Raw genomic sequence first — 20,833 nt, 5'->3', positions numbered from 1 at the left:
GCCTCAGCGCCCCTTCAGCCAGCTGCTTCTGACTTCATGATAATAATCCCGCATGCCGTAACGGCTCCACACCGGCAAGGTTGCCTCGGCAAACACGCCCTCCTTCAGGGCCAGTCGCATTCTGGCCTGCACCGCCGGCGGCAGGCCGGCATTGCAGGCCAGCCATCTCTCCACCTGCGCCAGCATGAACAGCCGCACCGGTTTTTCCTTGCCGACATCCATAGAGGGAGGGATGTCGCTGATCAGCGCGTCGAACCTGCCGGCATTCAGCATCAGAAAACCGGTGGAGGAATTTTTCACCGGAGTGAACGGCATGCCGGCCGAACCGAGAAAATCGCGGATCTCCGCGATATCCACCGCGCCCACCCGGCGCTTGCGCAACGCGTCCAGATTGCCGATCGCCGCCTTGTCGCCGCCTCGCTTGTAAACCGTAAGGGTGATTGGGGCGATGACGCCGACAAAATTGACGGTTTCACTCTCGCCCTGATCAAAGTTGACCGCCAGCGCGCAGGTATCGCCCTGGGTGGAGACATCGAGAAAAGCGCGCTTGGCCGGCACCGCCTGATACTGCACCTCCACCCCGGCCTGATGCATCAACAGGCGGAACGCATCCGCATACGGCCCGCTCAAGCCGCCGGCCAAACGCACCATGAAGGGCGGGTACTCGTCTCCCACCACCTTCAACCGGACCGGCTGCGGCTGTGCGGAAAGCGGCAGACAAAACCATGCCGGCCACAAGGAAAGGCCCCCTCTCAACCATGCTCTGCCCATCATGTCAGTGTCTTTTTACCAACTCCACCGGAGTCTGCACTATGGTCTGGATATTCCCCTGCCCAGTATGGTTTCTCAACGCCTGCAAGGCTAGGTCGATGGCGTATTGTATCTGCAAGGCCGGATGCTGATCGGCGGTGGCGACGATGCGGCCGTCCGCGATATAAGGCGCGACATCGGTAATGTTGTCGTAACCGCCTATCAGCACCTTGCCGCGGCGGTGCCGCTCCGCCACCGCCGCGACGGCGCCTATGGCCATATTGTCGTTGCCGCACAGTAAAACCGCCAGATCCGGCACTGCGTCCAACAGCTCCAGCGCGGCAAGGCGGCCCTTGTCGCTCACCCAATAGCCCCAGCGCATGCCGGCCAGCGCCATGCCGGCGCTGCGTATCGCCTCGCGAAAGCCGTCGCTGCGCGCCTTGGCGTTGATGGACTGGGGCAGTCCCTCGACGATGGCCACCTTGCTGCCCGGCTTCAGTCCATGCAGCACGTAGTCTCCCACGCTGCGGGCGCCGGTGAAATTGCTGGGGCCGACAAAGGGAATATTCACATTGGCCCTCACCAGCGCCCTTTCGTCCAGCTTGTTGTCCACATTGATCACCAGCGTATGGCTGGCGATGGTCTTCAGCAAGATGGGGATCATGGCGCTGGAGTCGGTGGGCGCGATGATCAGAACATCATCATGCCGATCCAGGCAGCGCTGGACGATGGCTTCCTGCCCCTTGACGTCGGTCTCGTCCTGCACACCTTCAATGGTGAGCTGGTATTCGCCATGATGAGTCAGCCGGTGCTGGTCCGCCCCCGCGATCATCATGGTGAAGAACTGGTTGCGCAGCGACTTCAACGCTATCGTGATGGCCGGCTTGCGAGCGGCCCCTGCGGCAAAGGGCACAGCCAGCAAACCACCCAGTGCCGTAGCCAAGAATTGGCGACGCCTCATCATGTCCCCCGCTCAGCGGATTTGTTAACTGAAACTATAGCCAAGTTCGGTCCGCCGGACAGCGGCATGCCCGGCCAGCGCGCTATCATGTCGCATCGCCAAGGAAAACCCGCATGGCGCAAGCCACCCCTCCCAAGCTGAATCTGCCCGCCAGCCGCGGCCGCTCGCTGGTCAAGCACTATCCCCGCGGCCTGCGCATAGACCCGCACGCCCACCCGTGGGCCCAGGTGCTGCATGCCGTGACCGGCGTGATGTGGGTGGAGGTCGGCCGCGAGGCTTTGGTGGTGCCGCCGCAGCGCGCCGTCTGGCTGCCGCCCGGCGCAGTGCACTCCATCCAGATGATGAGCGCGGTGGAGATGCGCAATCTCTACCTCCCCGCCCAGGACATCGCCCAGCTCAGCCGGGAAAGCCATGTCTTTGAAGTCAACGGCCTGCTGCGCGAACTGATCGCCGCCATTGCCGAGCGCGAACACGCTCGACAGCGCGACGACGCCTACCTCGACGCCGCCTACAAACTGGTGGCGTTGGAGCTGCCCCATGCCGCGCGCCACACCCAGCGCATCCCGCTGCCGGACGGGTCGGACCGCCGACTGGCCGGGCTGTGCCGCGCGGTGATCGCCAACCCGTCTCAGGCCATCAGTTTCGAGCAGCACGCCGCCGGAGCCGGCGCCAGCGTGCGCACTCTGTCCCGGCTGTTTGTCCGCCATATGGGACTGGGCTTTGCCGAATGGCGCCGCCAGGTGCAGCTGGCCATCGCCCTCTCCCGCCTGGCGGACGGCCAGAGCGTCGGCGCAGTGGCGCACGCGCTGGGCTACCGCGCCAGCAGTTTCAGCGAGATGTTCCGCCGCGAACTGGGCCTGCCGCCCAGCGGCTTCCATCCGCAGGAAACCCTGGCCGACGCCGTCCGCCCCGTCGCCGACAGCTGAGACGGTTGTCCGATATTCGAAAGCAACTGGCAGGAACCGCCTCCCATCTGCCAATACACTCCAATCATCAACCACCTGGAGTCAAACAGATGAAAGCCCTGCAATTCAAAGCCTTCGGCAGCCCTGACGTGCTGGAATGCCTGGAGCTGCCCACGCCGCAAGCGGATGACGACCATGCCGTGGTGCGGGTGTTCAGCGCATCGGTCAATCCCAGCGATGTCAAAAACCTGTCCGGCCATTTCCGCCACACCTTGCCGCCACGCATCCCCGGCCGCGATTTCAGCGGCGTGGTGGTCGAAGGACCGGCCGAATGGCTGGGGATGGACGTCTGGGGCACCGGCGGCGACATCGGCTTCACTCGCGATGGCAGCCATGCCGAATTCATCCGTCTGCCCATTGCTGCGCTGGCGCGCAAACCGGCCGCCCTCAGCCATGAACAGGCGGCGGCCATCGGCGTGAACTTCGTCGTCGCCTGGCTGGGCACTGTGGATTACGCGCAATTGGCCCAGGGCGAAACCGTAGCCGTGATCGGCGTGGGCGGCGGCGTGGGCGGCGCAGTGGCGCAAATCGCCAAATCGCTCGGCGCCCGCGTCATCGGCCTGGACCGCCAAGCGCCGCAGAACGGCTCCCCCGCCGCCGCGTGGATAGACCACTATCTGCCGTTTGACGAACACGCGGCCGAAGGCATGCGCGCGCTGGGCGGCGCGGACGTGGTGTACGACACCGTGGGCGGCGTGGCCTTTGAAACCGCGCTGGGACTGGTCAAGCGCCGGGGCCGGGTGGTGGAGATCAGCGCCACCGGCAAGCGCCGGGTGGAATTTGACCTGATCGACTTCTATCACAACGAAACCCGCCTGCTGGGCGCGGACAGCGCCAAACTGGGCGTGGCCGAATCCGCGCGCCTGATGCGCGAGCTGGCGCAAGGCTTTGACAGCGGCCGGCTGGTCCCGCCGGTCATCGCCCACCGTTTCGGCCTGGAGCAAGGCCGGGATGCCTATCGGGCGGTAGCCGCCGGCACCCGGGGCCGGGTGGTGATCAATATGGCTTGAGCCGGGAGAGCGCGATGAGCAATTACCTGATATCCCTGGCGCTGGGTTTCGCCGTCGGCATCGTCTACGCGCTGCTGCATGTGCGCTCCCCCGCTCCGCCGCCAATCGCGCTGATAGGCTTGCTTGGCATGGTGCTGGGCGAATGGCTGTGGCCCTACCTCCGTGGCCTGTGAGGCTCTAGCACAATCGATCCTCGCCGCGGCCTCACGCGCGGATCGGGCAAGGGAGCCGCGCGGCAAACGCCACGCCCGCGGCATGAGCGTGGCGCATTTGGACCAGCCCTCGCCGGAAATGACAAAGGCAAAAGTATTACTACGAATAGTTGCCGATAGACTTAAGCGGTATGATAACCGTCGGCTGCTCCCCGTGAATTGCCACTTCATCATGAAGACCCAACCCGCCTTGCCTGATTCAAGCCGGTGACACCACAGTTCACCATCGAGCGCGCCATCGATGCATCCGTCGCAAGTCCTTCTTGAGGAGAAGAAAATGGCAACGGTATCCGAAAGCCATGCGGCAGTGTCCGAAAGCTATACTTGGACACTCACCGCATTCCAGCAGCAAGGCACCCTATGGCTGCAATGGCACAGCACCGCGCCATTCCGCGCCCAGCAGGGCCAGATCCATGTGTATGCCGGAACGCAGTTTCCCAGCAACCCGCAGGATCAGACCAAGGCTTGGAAATGGGATGACGCCAGCAACGATCCCTGGAACACCGACCTGCCCTGGGGCTCGAAATGGTTTTGCGCCTGGATTGCGCAAGAGCCGCCAAACGGGCCGTACAAATATGTGGTCCAAGTAGTCACGCCTGTCGCGCAGTAAGCTTCAGCCGCCACCGCAAGCATCGCATCGATGCCGGTTGTGGCGGCCGCCCCTGCCGGCTCTCACCCCATCCACTCGATGCCCCGCCGGTCGCGCCCGGTCAAAAACAGCGGCGCAGCCGTAAAAAACCCGCCGCAAATGGGCGGGCAGTTTGGCGAAGAGACCCGCAAGCCGCTGTCAGACGACAAGCTTTGCCTGCAGTTCGCGCAGATAAGGTTTGACCTTGGCAGCCGTCACCTTCTGCAGCTTGCACAACAAAGCATGGTCGATATCCGCCAGCTGGAACTGCCGTTGCAGCGTGCCTTCCAGGTGCGACAGCAGATTGGCCGCCATTTCGGCGTCCGCCAGCGCGCGGTGGGCGCGGCCGGCGGCCGGCAATCCGGCCCAGCGCGTCAGCGTGCCCAGCTTGTGATCCGGGGCCTGCGGCAGCAGCCGGCGCGACAACAACAGCGTGCAGGCGAAATCCTGCCGCCGCGCCAGGCCCAGCTGCGCCAGTTCATAATCCCAGAACTTGCGGTCGAAGCTGGCGTTGTGCGCCGCCAGCGGCGTCTCGCCGACAAAGGCTGCGGCGTCTCGCATCACCCGGTGCGCCGGCGGCGCGCTCTTCAGCATCGCATTGCTGATGCCGGTGAGCTGCTCTATCATCGGCGGCACCCAGACGCCTGCGTTCATCAGGCTCTGGAAGCGGTCCACGACCCTGCCATCCTCCACCATCGCCACGCCTATCTCGGTGGCGCGGCAATCCCGCCCCGGCGTGATGCCGCTGGTTTCGAAGTCGATGACAGCGACGCGCTGCCTCATGCCAATGCGGCCTTGGCTGCCTCTTCCGGCGTCAAGCCGTCAAAAAACTGGTCGGTATACCATTCGGCCTGCTCTTCGATGTGCTCCTGGGCTTCGGCCTCGCTTGCGCCTGCGGCCACCAGATGGACCTCCACCTCTGCACACCACGCCAGCAGCGCCATGGTTTCCTCATCCAGTTTTTCTTGCGGCTTCTTCGACATCGGGTTTTCCTTGCAATTCAGTACATTATCGAGCCGGGCATTGTACCCGGCTTTGGCCGGCATGCAAGCGCCAAAACGCGCTTGCCGCACCGTCAATCGTCCACGCGGCCGCGCAGCGACTTGATGGAGGCGCGCTGCGACTAGCCGGCCAGCCGCCGCTGCTGCGAACCATAAGTGGGTTTGGTGGTGCGGCGCGTCTTGGGGGTGTGGCTGGCGCTGTCCACCAGCGCCTGCAGCCTCAGTAGCGCGTCGGCGCGGTTTTGTTCCTGGGTGCGGTACTGCTGCGCCTTGATCACCAGCACGCCCTCCTTGCTGATGCGCGTGTCGTTCAGGCCCAGCAGCCTTTCGCGCAGCCACTCCGGCAGCGACGAGGCGGCAATGTCGAAACGCAGGTGGATGGCGGACGAAACCTTGTTGACGTTCTGGCCGCCCGCGCCCTGGGCTCGCATCGCGGTGAACGTCACCTCATCCTCTTTGACGAGATAGCGGGAAACGGACATGGAGGAGAAAACGTTTCTTAAAACCGCATTATAAGCCGCGCGGGCCTCCAGGTCCGCGCGGCTTGCCGCTTACGCGCCCAGGCGGATGCCGCCGTCGCAGATCAGCACTTGGCCGGTGATGAAGCTGTTGCCGATTAAGAACGCCACCGCATCGGCAATATCCTCCACCAGGCCGATGCGCCCCGCCGGCGTGGCGGCGGCGAAACCGGCAAACAGGTCGGCGCGGGCGTCGGTCGGCAAAAAATCCCACCAATGGGTATCCACCACGCCCGGCGACACCGCGTTCACCCGCAGCGGCCGCAGTTCGGACGCCAATACCGGCGCCAGCGCGGCCACGGCGGCGTTGGCCGCGGCCAGGCCAGCGGTGCCGCGCAGCGCCGCCTGCGCCGATACCGCGGACAAAAAGGTGATGCTGCCGTTTTTGGCTAGATGCGGCAGCGCCGCCTGGGCGCAGGCGAAATGGGGATAGACCTTCTCTTCGAAACCCTGCCGCACCTGCTCCAAATTGGCCTGCGCAAACATGCCCCCGCCCTTGTTGCTGCCCAGCGCCAGCACCAGGTGGTCGATGGGGCCGCAGCGGCGGAAAGCATCCGGCAGCGCCGCGGTGTCGGCCGCGTCCATGGCCAGCGCGGCGGCGCCGTCCAGCGTCTTTCTCGCTGCCTCCAGCCGGCCGGCGTCGCGCCCGGCGATGGTGACCCGGTAGTCGCGGCTGAGCAGCAGTCTGGCGCTGGCCAGCCCGATGCCGGCGGAACCGCCTATGATCAATACATGTTGCGTCATGATGCGCTCCTTGATGATGGGCCGGGCAAACGGTTGTCCGCCCCTGGCCTCGAATGCATCATCGGCCACGCCAAACATGACAAACAGTTGCAGGATTATCCTGGTATCGTGGCTACCATGAACCACACCGACGCATCCGAAACCATCCGCCTGGCGGAGCTAGGCGCTTTCCTGCGCTCCCGCCGCGAAAACCTGAACCCCACCGCGGTGGGCCTGCCATCCGGCATGCGCCGCCGCACGCCCGGGCTGCGCCGCGAAGAAGTGGCGATGCTGGCCGACATCGGCACCGCCTGGTACACCTGGCTGGAGCAAGGCCGCGACGTGCAGGCCTCAGCCGGCGTGCTGGCATCGCTGGCCGGCGCGCTGCGGCTGAGCGAGGCCGAACGCCGCCACCTGTTCGCGCTGGCCGGCCGCCCGGCCCCCAACGCGGCCGCGCCGGGCAACCACATCGAGCCCTCGCTGTTGCGCATGCTGGACAATCTGCGCGACCAGCCGGCCTACATCACCGGCCGGCGCTGGGACATCCTGGCCTGGAACCGCCCCGCGGCGGCGCTGTTCGGCGACTACGCCAGCCTGCCGCCCGAAGAGCGCAACCTGCTGCGCATGGTATTCGCCAACCCGGCGCACCGCGCGCTGCTGACGGAATGGGATAGCTTGGCGCGCGCCGCGATGGCGATGTTCCGCGCCGACTACGGCCGCCATGCCGGCGACCCGGTTTTTGAGCAACTGGTGGAGTCGCTGCTGCGCGACAGCGCAGACTTCCGCGCCTGGTGGCCCCGGCGCGAGGTGCTGGAGCCCTTGTCCGGCATCAAGCTGCTGAGCCATCCGCGCCAAGGGAGGATGAGCTTCGAATACAGCAGCTTCGCGCTGCTGGATGGGTCCGAGCGGCGGCTCACGCTGTACACGCCGCTGCCGGAGGACGACAGCGCCGCCAAGCTGGCCGCGCTGCTGGCGGATTGACGCAAAAAAACCGCCGCGCCGATCAGGCGGGCGGGTCTTCGCCGGGACTGGCGGATCAGGATTTGATGGTTTTCACCAGGCCGTCGCACACCGGCTTTTGCGCGTCTCCGGCCGGCAGTTTTTCGCACACGCCGCTCAGCTGGCCGGCCAGGCGGCCGATTTCGCCAGCGTGCTTCTGGTCCTGGTTCCAGGCCTTCAGGCGGCTGGCGATTTTCTCCAGCGAACGGCGGCTGCGCTCGTAAAAGGCGCTGCTGGAGCGGCCGGCGTCGGCGAAGACTTCGCTGGCGGCCTTTTCGATGCGGCCGGCGTCCTGCGGCGCCAGTTCCACCGCGTTGCTGACATAGCTGGCGCCCCATTGCAGCCGGGTGGCCTGCCCCTCCGACGCCCGGTAGGCTTGCTCATACCAGCCCAGCGCCGCCGCCTTGTCGCCGCGCTCCTTGGCGTTGGAGGCCAGGATCAGCATGTGGTAGTACGGCGCGTGCGAGGTTTTCAGTTCGGCCAACAGCAACTTGTCGGATTCGTCCAGCAAGCCGGCGTCGGCCAACAATTCGCCGGCGGCGGTGATCACCGCCTGGCGCTGGTAAGGATTGGCGCTGGCCTTGTCGGCGGCGGCCACCTGACTGCGGACATCCGCCAGCAGCAAGGCCGGCAGCGGCTGTTTGGCGTGCTCCTGCTTGTAAAGCGCCAATAAGGCGGCGGTGGCGCCCAGACGGTCACCCCAGGACAAGGTGGCGTCGGACTCCAGCACCGACAACCGCTTGTTCCACGCCGTCCACAGCGCCCGATGCTCGGCCTTGTCGTCGCCCAGCAGTTTGATCGCATCGCCGGCGGCGTAGATGACAATATCGGCATTGGCGCGGCTGAGCTTGTCGTCGGCCAGCACCTTCAGCAATTGCGCGCGGGCCTGTCCGCGGTCAAACGTCGGCGCATCCTTTTCGCCAGCCAGAGCCGCAATCGCCTTCAGCTGCAAACGGGTGGCGGTTGCGGTCTGGGCTGCCGGCACCTGCCGCGCCAGCTTAGCCAGCGTGGCGGTGACGTCCTTCTCAGGGATGATCTGGCCCTGGTCGACATCCCAGGCGTAATCGGCCAGCAGCTGCCAGTCGTCCGCCGCCAGCGGCTTGCCCGCCAGCGCGTCGGCCAGCAGCGACTTCACCGGTTTCACCGTCACCAGCCCCAACTGCAGCGTGCGCAGGTAACGCTCCGGGTCCACCTCGCCTGGCAGACGGGTGATTTCGGTGCCGTCCGGGCGGAACAGGATCATCGTCGGATAGCCGCGCACCTTGAACTGCTCGCCCAGTTGCTGGGCATTGGCGCTGTCGCCATCCAGATACACCGGCACGAACTGGCGGGTGGCGGCAATGAAATCGGGGCGGTTGAAGATGGTGGCCTTCACCTGGTTGCACGGTGGGCACCACACCGCGCCCCAGTACAGGAACACCGGCCTGTTCTCGCTGCGCGCCTTGGCAAAAGCCGCCGGCACGTCGCCCTTTTGCCAGCCGATGCCAGGCGGCAAAGCATGGCCGTCGGCGACATCGGCGTGGGACAACGGGGCCAGGCCGGCCAGCACCAGGGACAACATCAGCAGGGTACGCTTCATGATCTAGCCTCATTCGAATGGGCAAAAGCCCATGCTAAACCAAATATTCACAAAGCATATAGCACAACTGGCGATTTGCTTAGCAAAAGCGCGGCAAAGCGGACTCCTCAGGCCTCGCGCAATTCGAAATCGTGGCTGATGTCCGCGGTCTTTCCCAGCATGATCGACGCCGAACAGTATTTCTCCGCCGACAGCTTGATCGCCCGCTCCACCGCGTCCGGCTTCAGATCCTTGCCGGTCACCACGAAATGGAAATGGATCTTGGTGAACACCTTGGGCTCGGCGTCGGCGCGCTCGGCCTGGATGTCCACCCAGCAATCCGCGACCTGCTGGCGCGACTTCTTCAGGATGGTGATCACGTCGTAGCTGGTGCAGCCGGCGGTGCCCAGCAGCACCAGCTCCATCGGCCGCGGCCCCAGATTGCGGCCGCCCCCCTCCGGAGCGCCGTCCATCACCACCGCGTGGCCGCTGCCGCTTTCGCCCATGAAACACACGCCGTCCACCCATTTCAGCCTCGCCTGCATCGCTTGCCCCCCGCTTTTTCAATGAAAACGGCCATCAGACTATCATTGCCGATTTGGGACGACAAAGAATCACCTGTAGAATGGAAAGATTCTCCCGTTATATCTGAGCTGCACCATGCTGGTACTTGGTATTGAATCTTCCTGCGACGAAACCGGCGTCGCCCTTTACGACACCGAACAGGGCTTGCTGGCGCATCAACTGCACACGCAGATGGCGATGCATGCCGAATACGGCGGCGTGGTGCCGGAGCTGGCCAGCCGCGACCACATCCGCCGCGCCATCCCGCTGACCGAGGCCTGCCTGGCCGAAGCCGGCAAAAAGCTGGCCGACCTGGACGCCATCGCCTACACCCAGGGACCCGGCCTCGGCGGCGCGCTGCTGGTGGGCGCCAGCATCGCCAACGCACTGGCCTTCGGCCTGAACATCCCGGTGATTCCGGTGCACCACCTGGAAGGCCATCTGCTATCTCCGCTGCTGGCCGAACCCAAGCCTGAGTTTCCTTTCCTCGCGCTGCTGGTTTCCGGCGGCCACACCCAGTTGATGGCGGTGCGCGGCGTGGGCAGTTACGAAATTCTGGGCGAGACTGTGGACGACGCCGCCGGCGAAGCCTTCGACAAAACCGCCAAGCTGCTGGGCCTGCCCTACCCCGGCGGCCCGCTGCTGTCCAAACTGGCCGAATCCGGCAGCCCCGGCCGCTTCGCGCTGCCGCGCCCGATGCTGCACTCCGGCAACCTGGACATGAGCTTCTCCGGCCTGAAAACCGCGGTGCTGACGCTGACGAAGCAAGTGGAGGCCGAGCACGGCGAAATCGACGAACAAGCGAGGATGGATATCTGCCGCGCCTTCCAGGAGGCCATCGTCGAGGTGTTGGTGAAAAAGTCGCTCGCCGCGATGAAGCAGGCAGGCATGAAGCGGCTGGTGGTGGCCGGCGGCGTCGGCGCCAACAAGCAGCTGCGCGCGGCGCTGGACCAGGCCGCGGCGCGCCGCAAGTTCGAGGTGTTCTACCCGCCCTTGGCGCTGTGCACCGACAACGGCGCGATGATCGCCTTCGCCGGCGCGATGCGGCTGAAATTCGCCGAAGCGGCCGGCGGCTACAGCATCAAGCCGCGCTGGGACCTGTCCAGCCTGCCGGCGGTATAAACCCACTCATTCCGCCGCGCCGCATCCCCCTGCCGGCGCGGCCAAGCAAAGCGCCATGATCCAACTGAAAAACCTCAACCTGCGCCGCGGCCTGAAAGAACTGCTGGTAGGCGCCAACCTGACGCTGAACCCCGGCTACAAGGCCGGCCTCACCGGCGCCAACGGCGTCGGCAAGTCCAGCCTGTTCGCCATGCTGCTTGGCGAGTTGCACGCCGACGGCGGCGACGCGCTGATCCCGCCCAACTGGACCCTGGCCCACGTGGCGCAGGAAACCCCGGCGCTGGAGCGCAGCGCGCTCGATTACGTGCTGGACGGCGACAAGGAGCTGCGCTCGCTGGAAGCCCGGCTGGCCGACGCCGAGGAACGCCACGACGGCAACGCCATCGGCCACCTGCACGCCGAGCTGGCCAATATCGAGGCCTACTCCGCGCCCTCGCGCGCCAGCAAGCTGTTGACCGGCCTGGGCTTCGACGAGCCGTCCCAGCAGCGGCCGGTGGCCAGCTTCTCCGGCGGCTGGCGCATGCGCCTCAATCTGGCGCAGGCGCTGATGTGCCGCTCCGACCTGCTGCTGCTGGACGAGCCCACCAACCACCTGGACTTGGAAACGGTGCTGTGGCTGGAGGACTGGCTGAAGGGCTATCCCGGCACGCTCTTGATGATCTCGCACGACCGCGACTTCCTCGACAGCGTCTGCAGCCACATCGTGGAAGTGGCCAACCAGGCGCTGACGCTGTACACCGGCAACTACAGCCAGTTCGAGACCATGCGCGCCGAAAAGCTAGCGCGCCAGCAGGGCGAATTCGAAAAGCAGCAGCGCCAGATCGCCCATTTGGAATCGTTCATCAACCGCTTCAAGGCCAAAGCCAGCAAGGCCAGCCAGGCGCAAAGCCGGATCAAGGCGCTGGAGAAGCTGGAACGCATCGCCCCGGCGCACGTGTCCTCGCCGTTCGACTTTCATTTCGACAGCCCGGACAACCTGCCCAACCCGCTGCTGAAGCTGGAATCGGCCAACGCCGGCTACGGCGACAGGATCATCCTGTCCAAGATCAGCCTGTCGGTGGAGTCGGGCGCGCGCATCGGCCTGTTGGGCGTCAACGGCGCCGGCAAGTCCACGCTGGTGAAGCTGCTGTCCGGCGACCTGGACCCGCTGTCCGGCGAACGCGTCAACGCGCAGACGCTGAAGATAGGCTACTTCGCCCAGCACACGCTGGAAACGCTGCGGCCGGACGAGTCGCCGCTGCAGCACATGCAGCGCCTGGCCCCGACCGCGCGCGAACTGGAGCTGCGCAGCTTCCTCGGCGGCTTCAACTTCCGCGGCGACAACGCCACCGACCCCACCGGCCCGATGTCAGGCGGCGAAAAGGCGCGGCTGGCGCTGGCGATGATAGTCTGGCAAAAACCCAATCTGCTGCTGCTGGACGAGCCGACCAACCACCTGGACCTGGAAATGCGCCACGCGCTGACGCTGGCGCTGCAGGACTTCAGCGGCGCACTGATCGTCGTCTCGCACGACCGCAGCCTGCTGGAATCCACCACCGACGTGTTCTGGCTGGTCAGCGGCGGCAAGGTGCAGCCGTTCGACGGCGACCTGGAAGACTACCGCCAATGGCGCATCGCCCAGTTGGCCGAAGACAGCCGGTCGTCCAGCGGCGACGTCCAGAGCGTCAACCGCAAGGAGCAGAAACGCCAGGAAGCCGAGGCCAGGCAGCAGATGGCCCGCCAGCGCAAACCGCTGCAGAACCGCCTGAACAAGCTGGAACAGGAAATGAACAAGCTGAGCGACGAGAAAGCGCAGCTGGAGGCGTTTCTATCGTCCAGCGAGGCCTATGACGACGCCAACCGGCAGAAGCTGACCGAAAGCGTCAAGCGCCAGGGCGAGATGGCAAGCCGGCTGGAGACGGTGGAAGAGGAGTGGATGGAACTGCAGGAACAGCTGGAAGCAATGGAGTAAGCCCGCCGTTCCAGCCCCTTATCACCCGGCACCCTTTTTACAAGGGTGCTTTCGCATTGGCGATCAGGTCTTCGGGTTTCTGGTAGTCGGCTAGCAGGTCGACCTGTAGGACTGCCAAGACTTCGGCATCTGCCGCAGCAGATGCCGATTCGCAAGCCGTTTACGGTTTGTTCAGCCTCAATATGATGCGCTCAATGACGCAGGCGGCGGCGTTATATGAATCGGGGCTGGGGTGGGCGGCAAGCCATTGCTTCCGCACGAATAATTTCATCAGATCGTCCAGCGTCATGTCTTGGCCCTCGAAGCGGACCATCGTGCCTTTTTCGGACTCGAAAAGCGCCCCCAGAGTTTCAACCCGCGCCTTGTTCCAATAGGCATTGGGTTGGTCCGCCGGGCCTTTCAGCTCTTTCTTGACAATCCTGCCCTTGAGTATGGCGGTGTTCTTGCCGTCTTTGGCCAGGCCCAGTCGCAAGCCCATGAGCATATCCTCGCCGCCGGCCACCATGTGCGCCGGATAAATGCCGTCGCCCTGGCGCTCCCGGAATGGCGCCTGGATGGACACAAACTGCTGGGCGGGGGAGTTGAAGTCTTGCGCATCCGGTTTGGCAGTGGCGGCGAACGGTTTGGGGACATCCTGCCGGGTCGGGTAGCCGACGCCGTAGCCGATGATGGGTTTGCCGGTCGAGCCGTGCTTATCGATGACCGCCTGCTGGACATCGGGCCGGCTATGCCGGGTTCCTTCGGTTTGCACAACGTCCTGGTCCATCATCAGGATTCTTTCCGGCCGGTACGGCAGAGAGTCGGCAAGGGTGGTGGCCGCGGCTCTGGCCGCGCCGAAGCCGGTCAGTTGGCCGCCGTCCCAGCCGACAAGCCGCAGATTGGGATATTGATCAAGCGCTTCTTTCAGCGCGGCGGCGTAGGTCTGGTAATCCATCTTGTGAACCAGCAAATAGACGGGCTCGTTGCGCATGTTCATCGGATGCCATGCGAGGCTGAAATCTTTTCCCAGCTCCTGCGCGATCTTGTTTGCGCTGCCGCCGCTGATGACGATGGCGGGCACATTGTCGGGACCGAAACGCAGGTCGCTGGCCTGATCATGCCTGATGAAGGAAATCCAACCGCATCGATCTGATGAGCGATGGGTCATGGCCAACTGCCTGCATGTCTCGATACGGTTTTCCTCCACCGAGCGCATGCTTTTCATCGCCTCTTCGCCCTGGCCCTTGCTGATGACAACGGGAGCGTATTTGCATGCCGGGCGCGTCTGCTTGTCGATCCACCTCGAATTGACTTCCATTTCGATCGGATACCTATGGGACCCGGGGCCGGCGGAGGGGGCGGAGACGCCGGCGTTGCCATTGAGCGGAGCGACGCCTTCGCGCTGGCCGGCATGGCTGAAATTGAAAATGCCCGTTTGCATTGGCGAGCGGTGGCCGACTTCCCCGCGGAGGCGGATCCCGGCTGGCTGCGCTTGGCTTTGTGTGACGTTCTCCAGCGAATGGGCCAGATTGGAGGATGAGGAAGACGGGGTGTTGTCACTACGCTCTTGCCACATGGCGATCTGGGGTAAGGATTGACTTCTGATAAGCATGATGCAGTCCGGTAATGTAAGCTAATTGACAAGCTATCACCGAGTGTTTTTTCTGACTTTAATAAAACGATTATTTACGAATAGCATCCGCTGGCAAAAAACGTAGGCCGGAAGCGGGTATTCCGCTGCGGCCCCTTCACAGGCGGGCGGAACGGCCCAGCTAACACGCTTGATGACGTTGATGTTCCCGCCGCTGCACGCCACTACTCTGCAGGCGAAATCGGCGAGCCCGGCACTCTTTGTCGGCGAGCCTTGCCTGACTGATTTATTGTGGAAATCCAGATGGTGCCGGATCCACCGCGACGGTTGATAACCCTGTGAGCAACCGGCTACAAGGCAATGAAAAATCGCCTCTTAGCTGAAGGCGCTTAACTTTTGGGCGCGCGGGTTTATTGTGGTGGCGACGGCACAACGGCGCGCCTATCCGCCAACGCGCTATTTCTCCAAGTCCTGATTTGCCACGTACGCCATTGTGCAAAATGCAGGTTTTGTTAGCGGGTCTAAATTTGTGACCGGCGCAAGCGCGGGTAAAATTAATTCACTCAAATTCAATTGTTTAAATTACATACAAGCCATCGCGTTGCCGACGCACGGAGAGCTAGCGGCCGGACTGACCGCCGATCAGTCCGCATGAGCCGATGGCTGGAAAACAAAACGGCGGCATCCACGCAATGCAGGCGCCGCCCTTTTCCACTCACGGATAGAGCTATGCTTACACGCGCTCCTCTTCCGCCTCAACCAACAGCAGCTCCAGGAACTGGCCGGCGTCTTCGCTACCTAGGATATATCCGACCTGCTGGTCCATTTCATCCATCGCGCCATCCCCCCGCTCCGCAGCGGCCAGCATGGCAAGCAGCGCGGCATCGACGCGCATGGCCTGCTCAAGCAGACCATGCTCGACCGCGAGCGCCTCGCACTCCAGCAACACCTCGCCCAAGTAAGGATCGGAGCCGGACTCGTCCCCCTGCAGTTCCGGCTGCGCCTCGCTTGGGGCGCCGAAGAAATCTGCCAGCTCGGCCAGATCCAGACTCTCGGCCGGCGGCTCCTGTGGCGCATCGCCGGTATCGGTGGCATTGAAAAAGGCGGCGGCGGAAAAGCCGGTGAGCGGCAAAGAGGCGCTCGGCGCCTCGTCGCGCCCCCCCGCCTCGACATGGAGAGGCTCGCCCCCCTCCAGCATCGCCTGCTCCAACAAGCTGCCGGCATACTCGGCCATCTCCTCCGGCAGAAGCCTCGCAGCCAGCCCGGCCTCCTCGCGCTCGGCCATCCGATCCGCCATCGGCACATCCGCCAGCATGCCGTCAGCCAGCCCGGCCACTACCGCGGCGCGCATCAGGAGGCCGTGCTCGGCCTGCAGATCGCAGATGCGCACGAACACATCCTCCTCCAACGCCCCGGCCGCCTGCGCGGCCTGCGGCCTGGCTGATGCCGAATCGGCGGGGATCTCGCGTTGCTCCGCCATCCGGAACAACTGCTCCACGTCATCAAAAATGCGGCGTTTGAAACGCATCATGGCATCGCCGGATTTGCCCGGCTCGGCCACGCCCATCACATCCTGCATGATCTTGTCCGCCGCCAGCGCCTTGGACATGTCATTACCCAGCGGGAACAGGGTATTGTGCTTGGCGTCCTTGGTCACCGCGCCATCCAGCTGCACGTAGAAGGTGTTCATCTTGATCAGGTGGTTGCGGTTCATGAACCAGGCCTGGCCCTCCGCCATGTCCACCAGATCCAGATAGGTCAGCCGGTTTTCCTCGCGATAACTGGCATCGCCGGTGTCGACCAGCCTATCGGAACCCTCCGACTGCCGCTTGCCTCCGGCCCAGGCATACACCCCCTGGCCGGCGCGCTTGATGGCGATGTCGGCGGTTTCCTGGTCTTCCGTCTTCAAGAAGATCTTCATGCCGGTGTTGGCCAGAATGCGCGACGCCTCGATCTCGGAGCCTTTCTTGAACGACGGGTAATCCTGGCCGGCGAAGATCACGCTGACGCCCAGCGAACGCGCCTGCGCCGCCACGTCGCCGAAGCCCTCCACCGCGTAGGAACCGTATTCGTCCATGATGGCCAACAGCGCGGTATCGGAGTTGGTGGGGCGGGAATCGACGATTTCCTGCTTGCTGCCGGTCAGTTGCGCCTTCAGCGATACCGACAGCGCGTTCTTGATGCCCGCCACGGTGAGGCGGCCCAGGTTGGCCAGCGAGGATGGCGCCTTTTCCAGCGCGGGCAACATCACGTACAGGATCCGCCGGTTGTAGACCACGTCCTGGAAATCGACATCGCCCCATTCCACATTGCAAATGTGGCCGTAAGTGCCGGATAGCAGACCCAGCAGTTCGGTGAACTGCATGGTGAGGAAGCCGTGCTGCTTGCTCGCCTGTTCCCAGTAGGTATCGAAAGCGGCCGGATCGTTATTCTTGGCGTTGATCGCCTCGCGAAAGCCCGGCAGCTCGTCCAGATAGCCGGTCAGCTGCTCGCGGGCATAGCCCGGGATGCTTTCGTCGCTTTCCAGCTCGCCCAGCTTGTCCAGCCGCATGTAGTCGCGCAGCGCCTGCACCGACAGGGTGATCTTGCCGGCATCGCGCATCGCCACCAGGCCACGCATCAGCGCGCGTATCATCGCCTCGGCCCGGCCTCGCCACATCGCGCCGTCGCCGCCGCCGTCCGGTCGCATCAGCCCGGTCACCAGTTCGGTCAGGGTGTCAGCCGAGCCATAGGTGAAGGGGTTGAAGGTATTGGAATGGATCTGCCCCAAGAGATCCATCTTATCCTTGGCGCCGTCGGCGTCATCCTCGTCCAGGATGGCCAATTTCTCGTAACCGGTGGACGAGATGAAGTTCAGCACCAGGAGATCGTCCTCGCGCCCATACATTTTGGCCATGGTGACGATGTCAAACCAGGTTTTCGGGTCGGACTTGCCATCCACCATGATCACCCCGGAGCCATGGCCTATCGCCTGGCAGATCAGTCCCTCCAGCGCCACGGTCTTACCGCCGCCAGTGGTGCCGAACAAGGTGGCGTGCACGCGCATGGTGTCGTCGCTGACCCAGATCTCCTCCTTGGTGTCCATTGCGTTGCCCATGCACCACACGCCTTTTCCGCCACGGTCCGGCGGCCCCTCCATCCGGGTCCAGGCCAACTTCTTGTCGCCGCCGGGGACAGGCTTCCAGAACGGCCCCTTGGGGTGGTCTATCACCCTGTTGCGCGACATCAACAACGCCGCGCCGGCGAATGCCAGCGTGAGCAGCGGAAAAATCGGACACAGCAGGTAAACCACTCCCAAGCCCGTAAGGAAACCCGGCTCCTGTCGGCGCAGCCAGCCCAGCACTTTGTGCGACAGTGGAACGACATCCCGCTCCACCTGACTTCGACGCATCGCGGTTGCCATCAGATCTCCCCATCCAAATATATGATTCGCATTGCCAGACTTGATCCTGTTTCCTTATTGGCCGGTTTCGCCGGTCTGGCCAGCCACTTGCCGCACGGCATTCTGCATGCGCAACTTGAGGCCGGGCTCCGCCGCCTGGTACAGCCGATCATAGGCGCTGGACTTGATCGCACTGCCTTGCGCCTCCCGCGCCTGGACCTGCAGCTGCCTGATTTTGCCCTCCTGCGCATACCACGCGCCAGCCGCCACCGGCACGACGATCAGCGCGGAGCAGATCATCACGCACATGCCGAACTGCGGCAGGAAGCGCTGCACGGTCATTTCGCTGAACGACAGCGCCTTCTGGTGCTGCTCGCCCAAATTGATCAGCCTGGCCAGCGAGTCTTCCACTCCCATGAAGCGGTCATCCATCATCGCGATCAGATCGCTTTCCAGTTTTTTGAGTTCCTCTTCCATTACGGCACCAGTCGGATTGAACAAAACATTGCGGGAACCACGCCGCTAGAAGCACAGCGAAGCATCGTCCAAAGCTGGCCTTGCGGCCTTGGACGATGGCGCGGCGGCGGGATGGCCGATGAAGTCTCCCTCGATGACCGCTTCGATGAAATCGTAGAATCTGCCGCTGCTCAGCGCCCTCTGCTTGCTGGCATCGTCGAAGCTGACAACCCAGCCGCCACTGCTGGATTTGCTGCTGATGCTGGCTACGCCCTCCACCAGCTTGAGCTTGTCGCCGATCTTGGGCATATAACCCACCAAGGGCGCGAAAAAGCTGGCATAGCTGCGTATTTGCGAGTCCCGGGATTCGACATAGGGCAGGAATTGGATTTTCCAGCCCGCCGCCGCCACAGCATCCATCAGCCGCTGAGCGTCGCAAAGCGGGGCATTCTCCCTAAAAGCCAGATAAACGGCGCTGGGCGTCATCCGCGAATCCTCGTCGGAAAGTTGCGGCACCAAGCCCAATTCGATCACGTCCTGGTGCCCCACCTTCAGCCATCCGCCCTTGTCGTCGCGGAAAGGCTGGATGGCTATCTCGCGCGCCGCCGTGGCCGGAGGCTGGCCCGCATCTGGCGCGACCATTTTCATGCTCGGTCCGCTAGCGACGGCGGAAAGCGCATCCAGCGCCCCGGCCATCCGCGCCTGCCGCTGCAATTCGCCCCCCTTTCCCAACAAGCCCAGCACATCGCTCTCGCGTTCTTGCAAAAATGCGCCAAACAGCTCGCTGGCCTTGAGTTGCAGACCATCAAACTCTCCCCCCAGGATGGCGCCTTGCGCCCAATTCTGGAACCGGTCGTGGATGGCGGCATCGATCTCGGCCAGCACCTCTTGCACTCCGAAATGGCCGGCCAATTGATGCGCCAGCTCCGGCGCCGTCAACAGGGCAACGTCCATCAGCAAGGCATGGCGCCCGGCCTCGCGGGCCATTTCCCGCGCGGACTCGGCATCATCGGAAGAAGGATTGCCCGCAGGCTGTTCATCCGGCGCCGCCGCGGCGGGTTGCGGCGTGAAAACTGGGGGGGCGTCGCCAGCGGACAGCAGGTTGCCATGGATGAGCTGCTGCTCGATCTCCAGCAGGCGAGACAAGGTCGGAGACAGCTGGGCCAGCCAGTCCAGCACTTGCTCCACCTGGTGCGCGCCATGGAACCACTCCATGAAGCCGATTTCCCGAATTCCCTGCAGCAATGGAATCGATGCGCCTAACTGGCGTGAGTCTGGCGAGATGTCTGCGCCAAAACCGATCATTCCCATCAAGATGGCGGAGACGATATGCGCCCATAACTCCTCCAGCGGATCCTCGGGCGCATGCGGCCGCCGCCTCTGAGACCGCGGCCTATCCTCGCTGTGCGCCGCCCATTGCGCAGCCTTGCGCAACCTGGCCGCATGGTACTCCCGCATATTGCGAAAATAGCCGGCTTGCGGAACCCGGATGATCTCGCCTATGGGATCGTAGATCGCAGCGGTCCCGCCCGTTTCCTCGCGTACGCCCAATTCGCCAAGGATGGCGCCTACCAGGTGCGACAGCTGCCCGCCGCCGGCTTGCGCCAGGCGCTGCGGCTGCATCAGCGGCGGCAGCCCCAGAATCTGCGCGGCATTGAATACCGAACATCCCTTCAGGGTAAAAGCCGGCTGCCCGCCTGCCGGCTCCGGCAATGGCCGGGCAAAAACCAGCAAGCCGGCGCGGGCGCCCGGCGCCAGTCTCAACCCCAACCTCTGTATCTGCTTGTAGCTTAACCAGCGCGGGTCGCCAGAACCAACCGGAAGAGCAGCCTGCAGCAGCAAATGATTGATGCCGCGGTAAACCGTTCCGGTGTGTGGATTAAAGTGGCGCGAGCAAGCCGGCAGACTGGCAAATAACTGTTCTGGGCCGACGCTTTCCAGCTGTTGCTGGATCCTCCGGGCCGCCTCCTGCGCATAGGCGCGCCGGCTGGTCGGGTGAATAGCCATCATCGCCCTCCCCTCCGATACAAACCGGCAATCGAGCGGTGCAGCTCGCCTTCATCGCGCCCGCTCATCGAACCCAGCGTCGCCAAAGCCGCCAGATAGTCCTCCGCCGCACGGGAAAATACTGGATCAGCCGCCTTGCGCCGCATCTGCGGCAGCGCTTCGCCATCCAGCGGCGAGAAATCCACTTCATGATCCTCGGCCAGCAGCGCCATCACGCACATGCGTTCGACGGCCAGTTGCAGAAAAGGCAGGCAGGCCCAGCGGGCGTCTTCTTCCTCGTCCCGCGCTTCCGGCGGCAGCTCGCCGGCCAGCCCCATTTCCAACAGGTCCGGCTGCAGCAGCACATCCTGCGGGATTCGCGGGGCAAACCCCTCGCTGCGGCAGGCAGTCAGCTCAACACTCTTCATGATCATCTCAAAAATTATATTTAAATTACTATTAAAATATAACTATTTA

General features: G+C 63.9%; 20 protein-coding genes. 7 read left to right on the top strand and 13 right to left on the bottom strand.

Features of this window, described 5'->3' with window-relative positions; all coding sequences use genetic code 11:
- Nucleotides 1-3: 3 nt before the first annotated feature.
- Nucleotides 4-684 carry a substrate-binding periplasmic protein gene (locus tag BI347_RS20580; protein WP_158020830.1) on the bottom strand — a complete coding sequence of 227 codons (681 nt, stop codon included), beginning with the start codon at nt 682-684 and terminating at the stop codon, nt 4-6.
- 91 nt (nt 685-775) lie between these two features.
- Complete coding sequence (locus tag BI347_RS20575; protein WP_204378122.1) at nt 776-1,693, bottom strand: substrate-binding domain-containing protein; 918 nt, start codon at nt 1,691-1,693, stop codon at nt 776-778.
- Between the two features lie 131 nt (nt 1,694-1,824).
- On the opposite strand from BI347_RS20575, the gene BI347_RS20570 reads away from it, so the two are divergent.
- The 4 genes from BI347_RS20570 to BI347_RS20560 all read left to right on the top strand — a co-directional run bounded on the left by BI347_RS20570 (nt 1,825) and on the right by BI347_RS20560 (nt 4,508).
- Nucleotides 1,825-2,637, top strand: a complete 813-nt coding sequence (locus tag BI347_RS20570; protein ID WP_071116946.1) for an AraC family transcriptional regulator — start codon at nt 1,825-1,827, stop codon at nt 2,635-2,637.
- Between the two features lie 89 nt (nt 2,638-2,726).
- Entirely contained in the window at nt 2,727-3,686 is a 960-nt protein-coding gene (locus BI347_RS20565) for a quinone oxidoreductase family protein (protein ID WP_071116945.1), read from the top strand.
- A 14-nt stretch (nt 3,687-3,700) separates the two neighbouring features.
- Nucleotides 3,701-3,859 carry a DUF1427 family protein gene (locus tag BI347_RS23075; protein WP_083339089.1) on the top strand — a complete coding sequence of 53 codons (159 nt, stop codon included), beginning with the start codon at nt 3,701-3,703 and terminating at the stop codon, nt 3,857-3,859.
- Nucleotides 3,860-4,139: 280 nt separating this feature from the next.
- Entirely contained in the window at nt 4,140-4,508 is a 369-nt protein-coding gene (locus tag BI347_RS20560; RefSeq protein ID WP_239690972.1) for a hypothetical protein, read from the top strand.
- A gap of 177 nt (nt 4,509-4,685) precedes the next feature.
- Here BI347_RS20560 and BI347_RS20555 read toward each other — a convergent pair whose 3' ends face one another.
- The 4 genes from BI347_RS20555 to BI347_RS20540 all read right to left on the bottom strand — a co-directional run bounded on the left by BI347_RS20555 (nt 4,686) and on the right by BI347_RS20540 (nt 6,789).
- Entirely contained in the window at nt 4,686-5,309 is a 624-nt protein-coding gene (locus BI347_RS20555; protein ID WP_071116944.1) for a 3'-5' exonuclease, read from the bottom strand.
- Entirely contained in the window at nt 5,306-5,572 is a 267-nt protein-coding gene (locus tag BI347_RS20550) for a hypothetical protein (protein WP_239690971.1), read from the bottom strand. Before BI347_RS20550 ends, BI347_RS20555 begins: the two co-directional genes overlap by 4 nt.
- 77 nt (nt 5,573-5,649) lie before the next feature.
- Entirely contained in the window at nt 5,650-6,009 is a 360-nt protein-coding gene (gene arfB / locus BI347_RS20545) for an alternative ribosome rescue aminoacyl-tRNA hydrolase ArfB (RefSeq protein WP_071116943.1), read from the bottom strand.
- Nucleotides 6,010-6,078: 69 nt separating this feature from the next.
- Nucleotides 6,079-6,789, bottom strand: a complete 711-nt coding sequence (locus BI347_RS20540; RefSeq protein ID WP_071113920.1) for an SDR family oxidoreductase — start codon at nt 6,787-6,789, stop codon at nt 6,079-6,081.
- A 117-nt stretch (nt 6,790-6,906) separates the two neighbouring features.
- On the opposite strand from BI347_RS20540, the gene BI347_RS20535 reads away from it, so the two are divergent.
- Complete coding sequence (locus BI347_RS20535; RefSeq protein WP_071116942.1) at nt 6,907-7,749, top strand: helix-turn-helix transcriptional regulator; 843 nt, start codon at nt 6,907-6,909, stop codon at nt 7,747-7,749.
- Nucleotides 7,750-7,804: 55 nt separating this feature from the next.
- Here the strand turns inward: BI347_RS20535 and BI347_RS20530 are convergent, their stop codons facing one another.
- Entirely contained in the window at nt 7,805-9,346 is a 1,542-nt protein-coding gene (locus BI347_RS20530; RefSeq protein ID WP_071116941.1) for a thioredoxin family protein, read from the bottom strand.
- A gap of 107 nt (nt 9,347-9,453) precedes the next feature.
- On the bottom strand, nt 9,454-9,870 hold the full coding sequence (locus tag BI347_RS20525) for an OsmC family protein (RefSeq protein WP_071113915.1): 417 nt from the start codon (nt 9,868-9,870) through the stop codon (nt 9,454-9,456).
- A 115-nt stretch (nt 9,871-9,985) separates the two neighbouring features.
- On the opposite strand from BI347_RS20525, the gene tsaD reads away from it, so the two are divergent.
- The gene (tsaD, locus tag BI347_RS20520; protein ID WP_071116940.1) at nt 9,986-11,011 is read left to right on the top strand and encodes a tRNA (adenosine(37)-N6)-threonylcarbamoyltransferase complex transferase subunit TsaD; all 1,026 of its coding nucleotides are present in this window, start codon (nt 9,986-9,988) and stop codon (nt 11,009-11,011) included.
- Nucleotides 11,012-11,066: 55 nt separating this feature from the next.
- On the top strand, nt 11,067-12,962 hold the full coding sequence (locus BI347_RS20515) for an ATP-binding cassette domain-containing protein (RefSeq protein WP_071116939.1): 1,896 nt from the start codon (nt 11,067-11,069) through the stop codon (nt 12,960-12,962).
- Between the two features lie 160 nt (nt 12,963-13,122).
- Here the strand turns inward: BI347_RS20515 and BI347_RS20510 are convergent, their stop codons facing one another.
- From BI347_RS20510 to BI347_RS20490, 5 genes are all read right to left on the bottom strand, one after another.
- On the bottom strand, nt 13,123-14,553 hold the full coding sequence (locus BI347_RS20510) for a hypothetical protein (protein WP_139167276.1): 1,431 nt from the start codon (nt 14,551-14,553) through the stop codon (nt 13,123-13,125).
- 712 nt (nt 14,554-15,265) lie between these two features.
- A complete protein-coding gene (locus BI347_RS20505; protein ID WP_083339088.1) occupies nt 15,266-17,935 on the bottom strand; it encodes a TraM recognition domain-containing protein in 2,670 nt (889 codons plus the stop codon).
- Between the two features lie 54 nt (nt 17,936-17,989).
- The gene (locus tag BI347_RS20500) at nt 17,990-18,391 is read right to left on the bottom strand and encodes a hypothetical protein (protein WP_071116937.1); all 402 of its coding nucleotides are present in this window, start codon (nt 18,389-18,391) and stop codon (nt 17,990-17,992) included.
- A 45-nt stretch (nt 18,392-18,436) separates the two neighbouring features.
- Nucleotides 18,437-20,380, bottom strand: coding sequence for an ArdC-like ssDNA-binding domain-containing protein (locus BI347_RS20495; RefSeq protein ID WP_083339087.1), 1,944 nt, complete (start codon nt 20,378-20,380; stop codon nt 18,437-18,439).
- A complete protein-coding gene (locus BI347_RS20490) occupies nt 20,377-20,784 on the bottom strand; it encodes a hypothetical protein (protein ID WP_071116935.1) in 408 nt (135 codons plus the stop codon). The genes BI347_RS20495 and BI347_RS20490 overlap by 4 nt, the downstream gene beginning before the upstream one ends.
- Nucleotides 20,785-20,833: the final 49 nt, after the last annotated feature.

Source organism: Chromobacterium sphagni, from assembly GCF_001855575.1.
Classification (GTDB): domain Bacteria; phylum Pseudomonadota; class Gammaproteobacteria; order Burkholderiales; family Chromobacteriaceae; genus Chromobacterium; species Chromobacterium sphagni.
This window is presented reverse-complemented; position numbering and strand designations above follow the sequence as displayed.

What these genes read in the sequence shown, in the direction of transcription:
- BI347_RS20570 (WP_071116946.1), top strand. Translation starts at nt 1,825, where the DNA reads ATGGCGCAAGCCACCCCTCCCAAGCTGAATCTGCCCGCCAGCCGCGGC.
- BI347_RS20565 (WP_071116945.1), top strand. Translation starts at nt 2,727, where the DNA reads ATGAAAGCCCTGCAATTCAAAGCCTTCGGCAGCCCTGACGTGCTGGAA.
- BI347_RS23075 (WP_083339089.1), top strand. Translation starts at nt 3,701, where the DNA reads ATGAGCAATTACCTGATATCCCTGGCGCTGGGTTTCGCCGTCGGCATC.
- BI347_RS20560 (WP_239690972.1), top strand. Translation starts at nt 4,140, where the DNA reads ATGCATCCGTCGCAAGTCCTTCTTGAGGAGAAGAAAATGGCAACGGTA.
- BI347_RS20555 (WP_071116944.1), bottom strand. Translation starts at nt 5,309, where the DNA reads ATGAGGCAGCGCGTCGCTGTCATCGACTTCGAAACCAGCGGCATCACG.
- BI347_RS20550 (WP_239690971.1), bottom strand. Translation starts at nt 5,572, where the DNA reads ATGCCGGCCAAAGCCGGGTACAATGCCCGGCTCGATAATGTACTGAAT.
- arfB (WP_071116943.1), bottom strand. Translation starts at nt 6,009, where the DNA reads ATGTCCGTTTCCCGCTATCTCGTCAAAGAGGATGAGGTGACGTTCACC.
- BI347_RS20540 (WP_071113920.1), bottom strand. Translation starts at nt 6,789, where the DNA reads ATGACGCAACATGTATTGATCATAGGCGGTTCCGCCGGCATCGGGCTG.
- BI347_RS20535 (WP_071116942.1), top strand. Translation starts at nt 6,907, where the DNA reads ATGAACCACACCGACGCATCCGAAACCATCCGCCTGGCGGAGCTAGGC.
- BI347_RS20530 (WP_071116941.1), bottom strand. Translation starts at nt 9,346, where the DNA reads ATGAAGCGTACCCTGCTGATGTTGTCCCTGGTGCTGGCCGGCCTGGCC.
- BI347_RS20525 (WP_071113915.1), bottom strand. Translation starts at nt 9,870, where the DNA reads ATGCAGGCGAGGCTGAAATGGGTGGACGGCGTGTGTTTCATGGGCGAA.
- tsaD (WP_071116940.1), top strand. Translation starts at nt 9,986, where the DNA reads ATGCTGGTACTTGGTATTGAATCTTCCTGCGACGAAACCGGCGTCGCC.
- BI347_RS20515 (WP_071116939.1), top strand. Translation starts at nt 11,067, where the DNA reads ATGATCCAACTGAAAAACCTCAACCTGCGCCGCGGCCTGAAAGAACTG.
- BI347_RS20510 (WP_139167276.1), bottom strand. Translation starts at nt 14,553, where the DNA reads ATGCTTATCAGAAGTCAATCCTTACCCCAGATCGCCATGTGGCAAGAG.
- BI347_RS20505 (WP_083339088.1), bottom strand. Translation starts at nt 17,935, where the DNA reads ATGGCAACCGCGATGCGTCGAAGTCAGGTGGAGCGGGATGTCGTTCCA.
- BI347_RS20500 (WP_071116937.1), bottom strand. Translation starts at nt 18,391, where the DNA reads ATGGAAGAGGAACTCAAAAAACTGGAAAGCGATCTGATCGCGATGATG.
- BI347_RS20495 (WP_083339087.1), bottom strand. Translation starts at nt 20,380, where the DNA reads ATGATGGCTATTCACCCGACCAGCCGGCGCGCCTATGCGCAGGAGGCG.
- BI347_RS20490 (WP_071116935.1), bottom strand. Translation starts at nt 20,784, where the DNA reads ATGAAGAGTGTTGAGCTGACTGCCTGCCGCAGCGAGGGGTTTGCCCCG.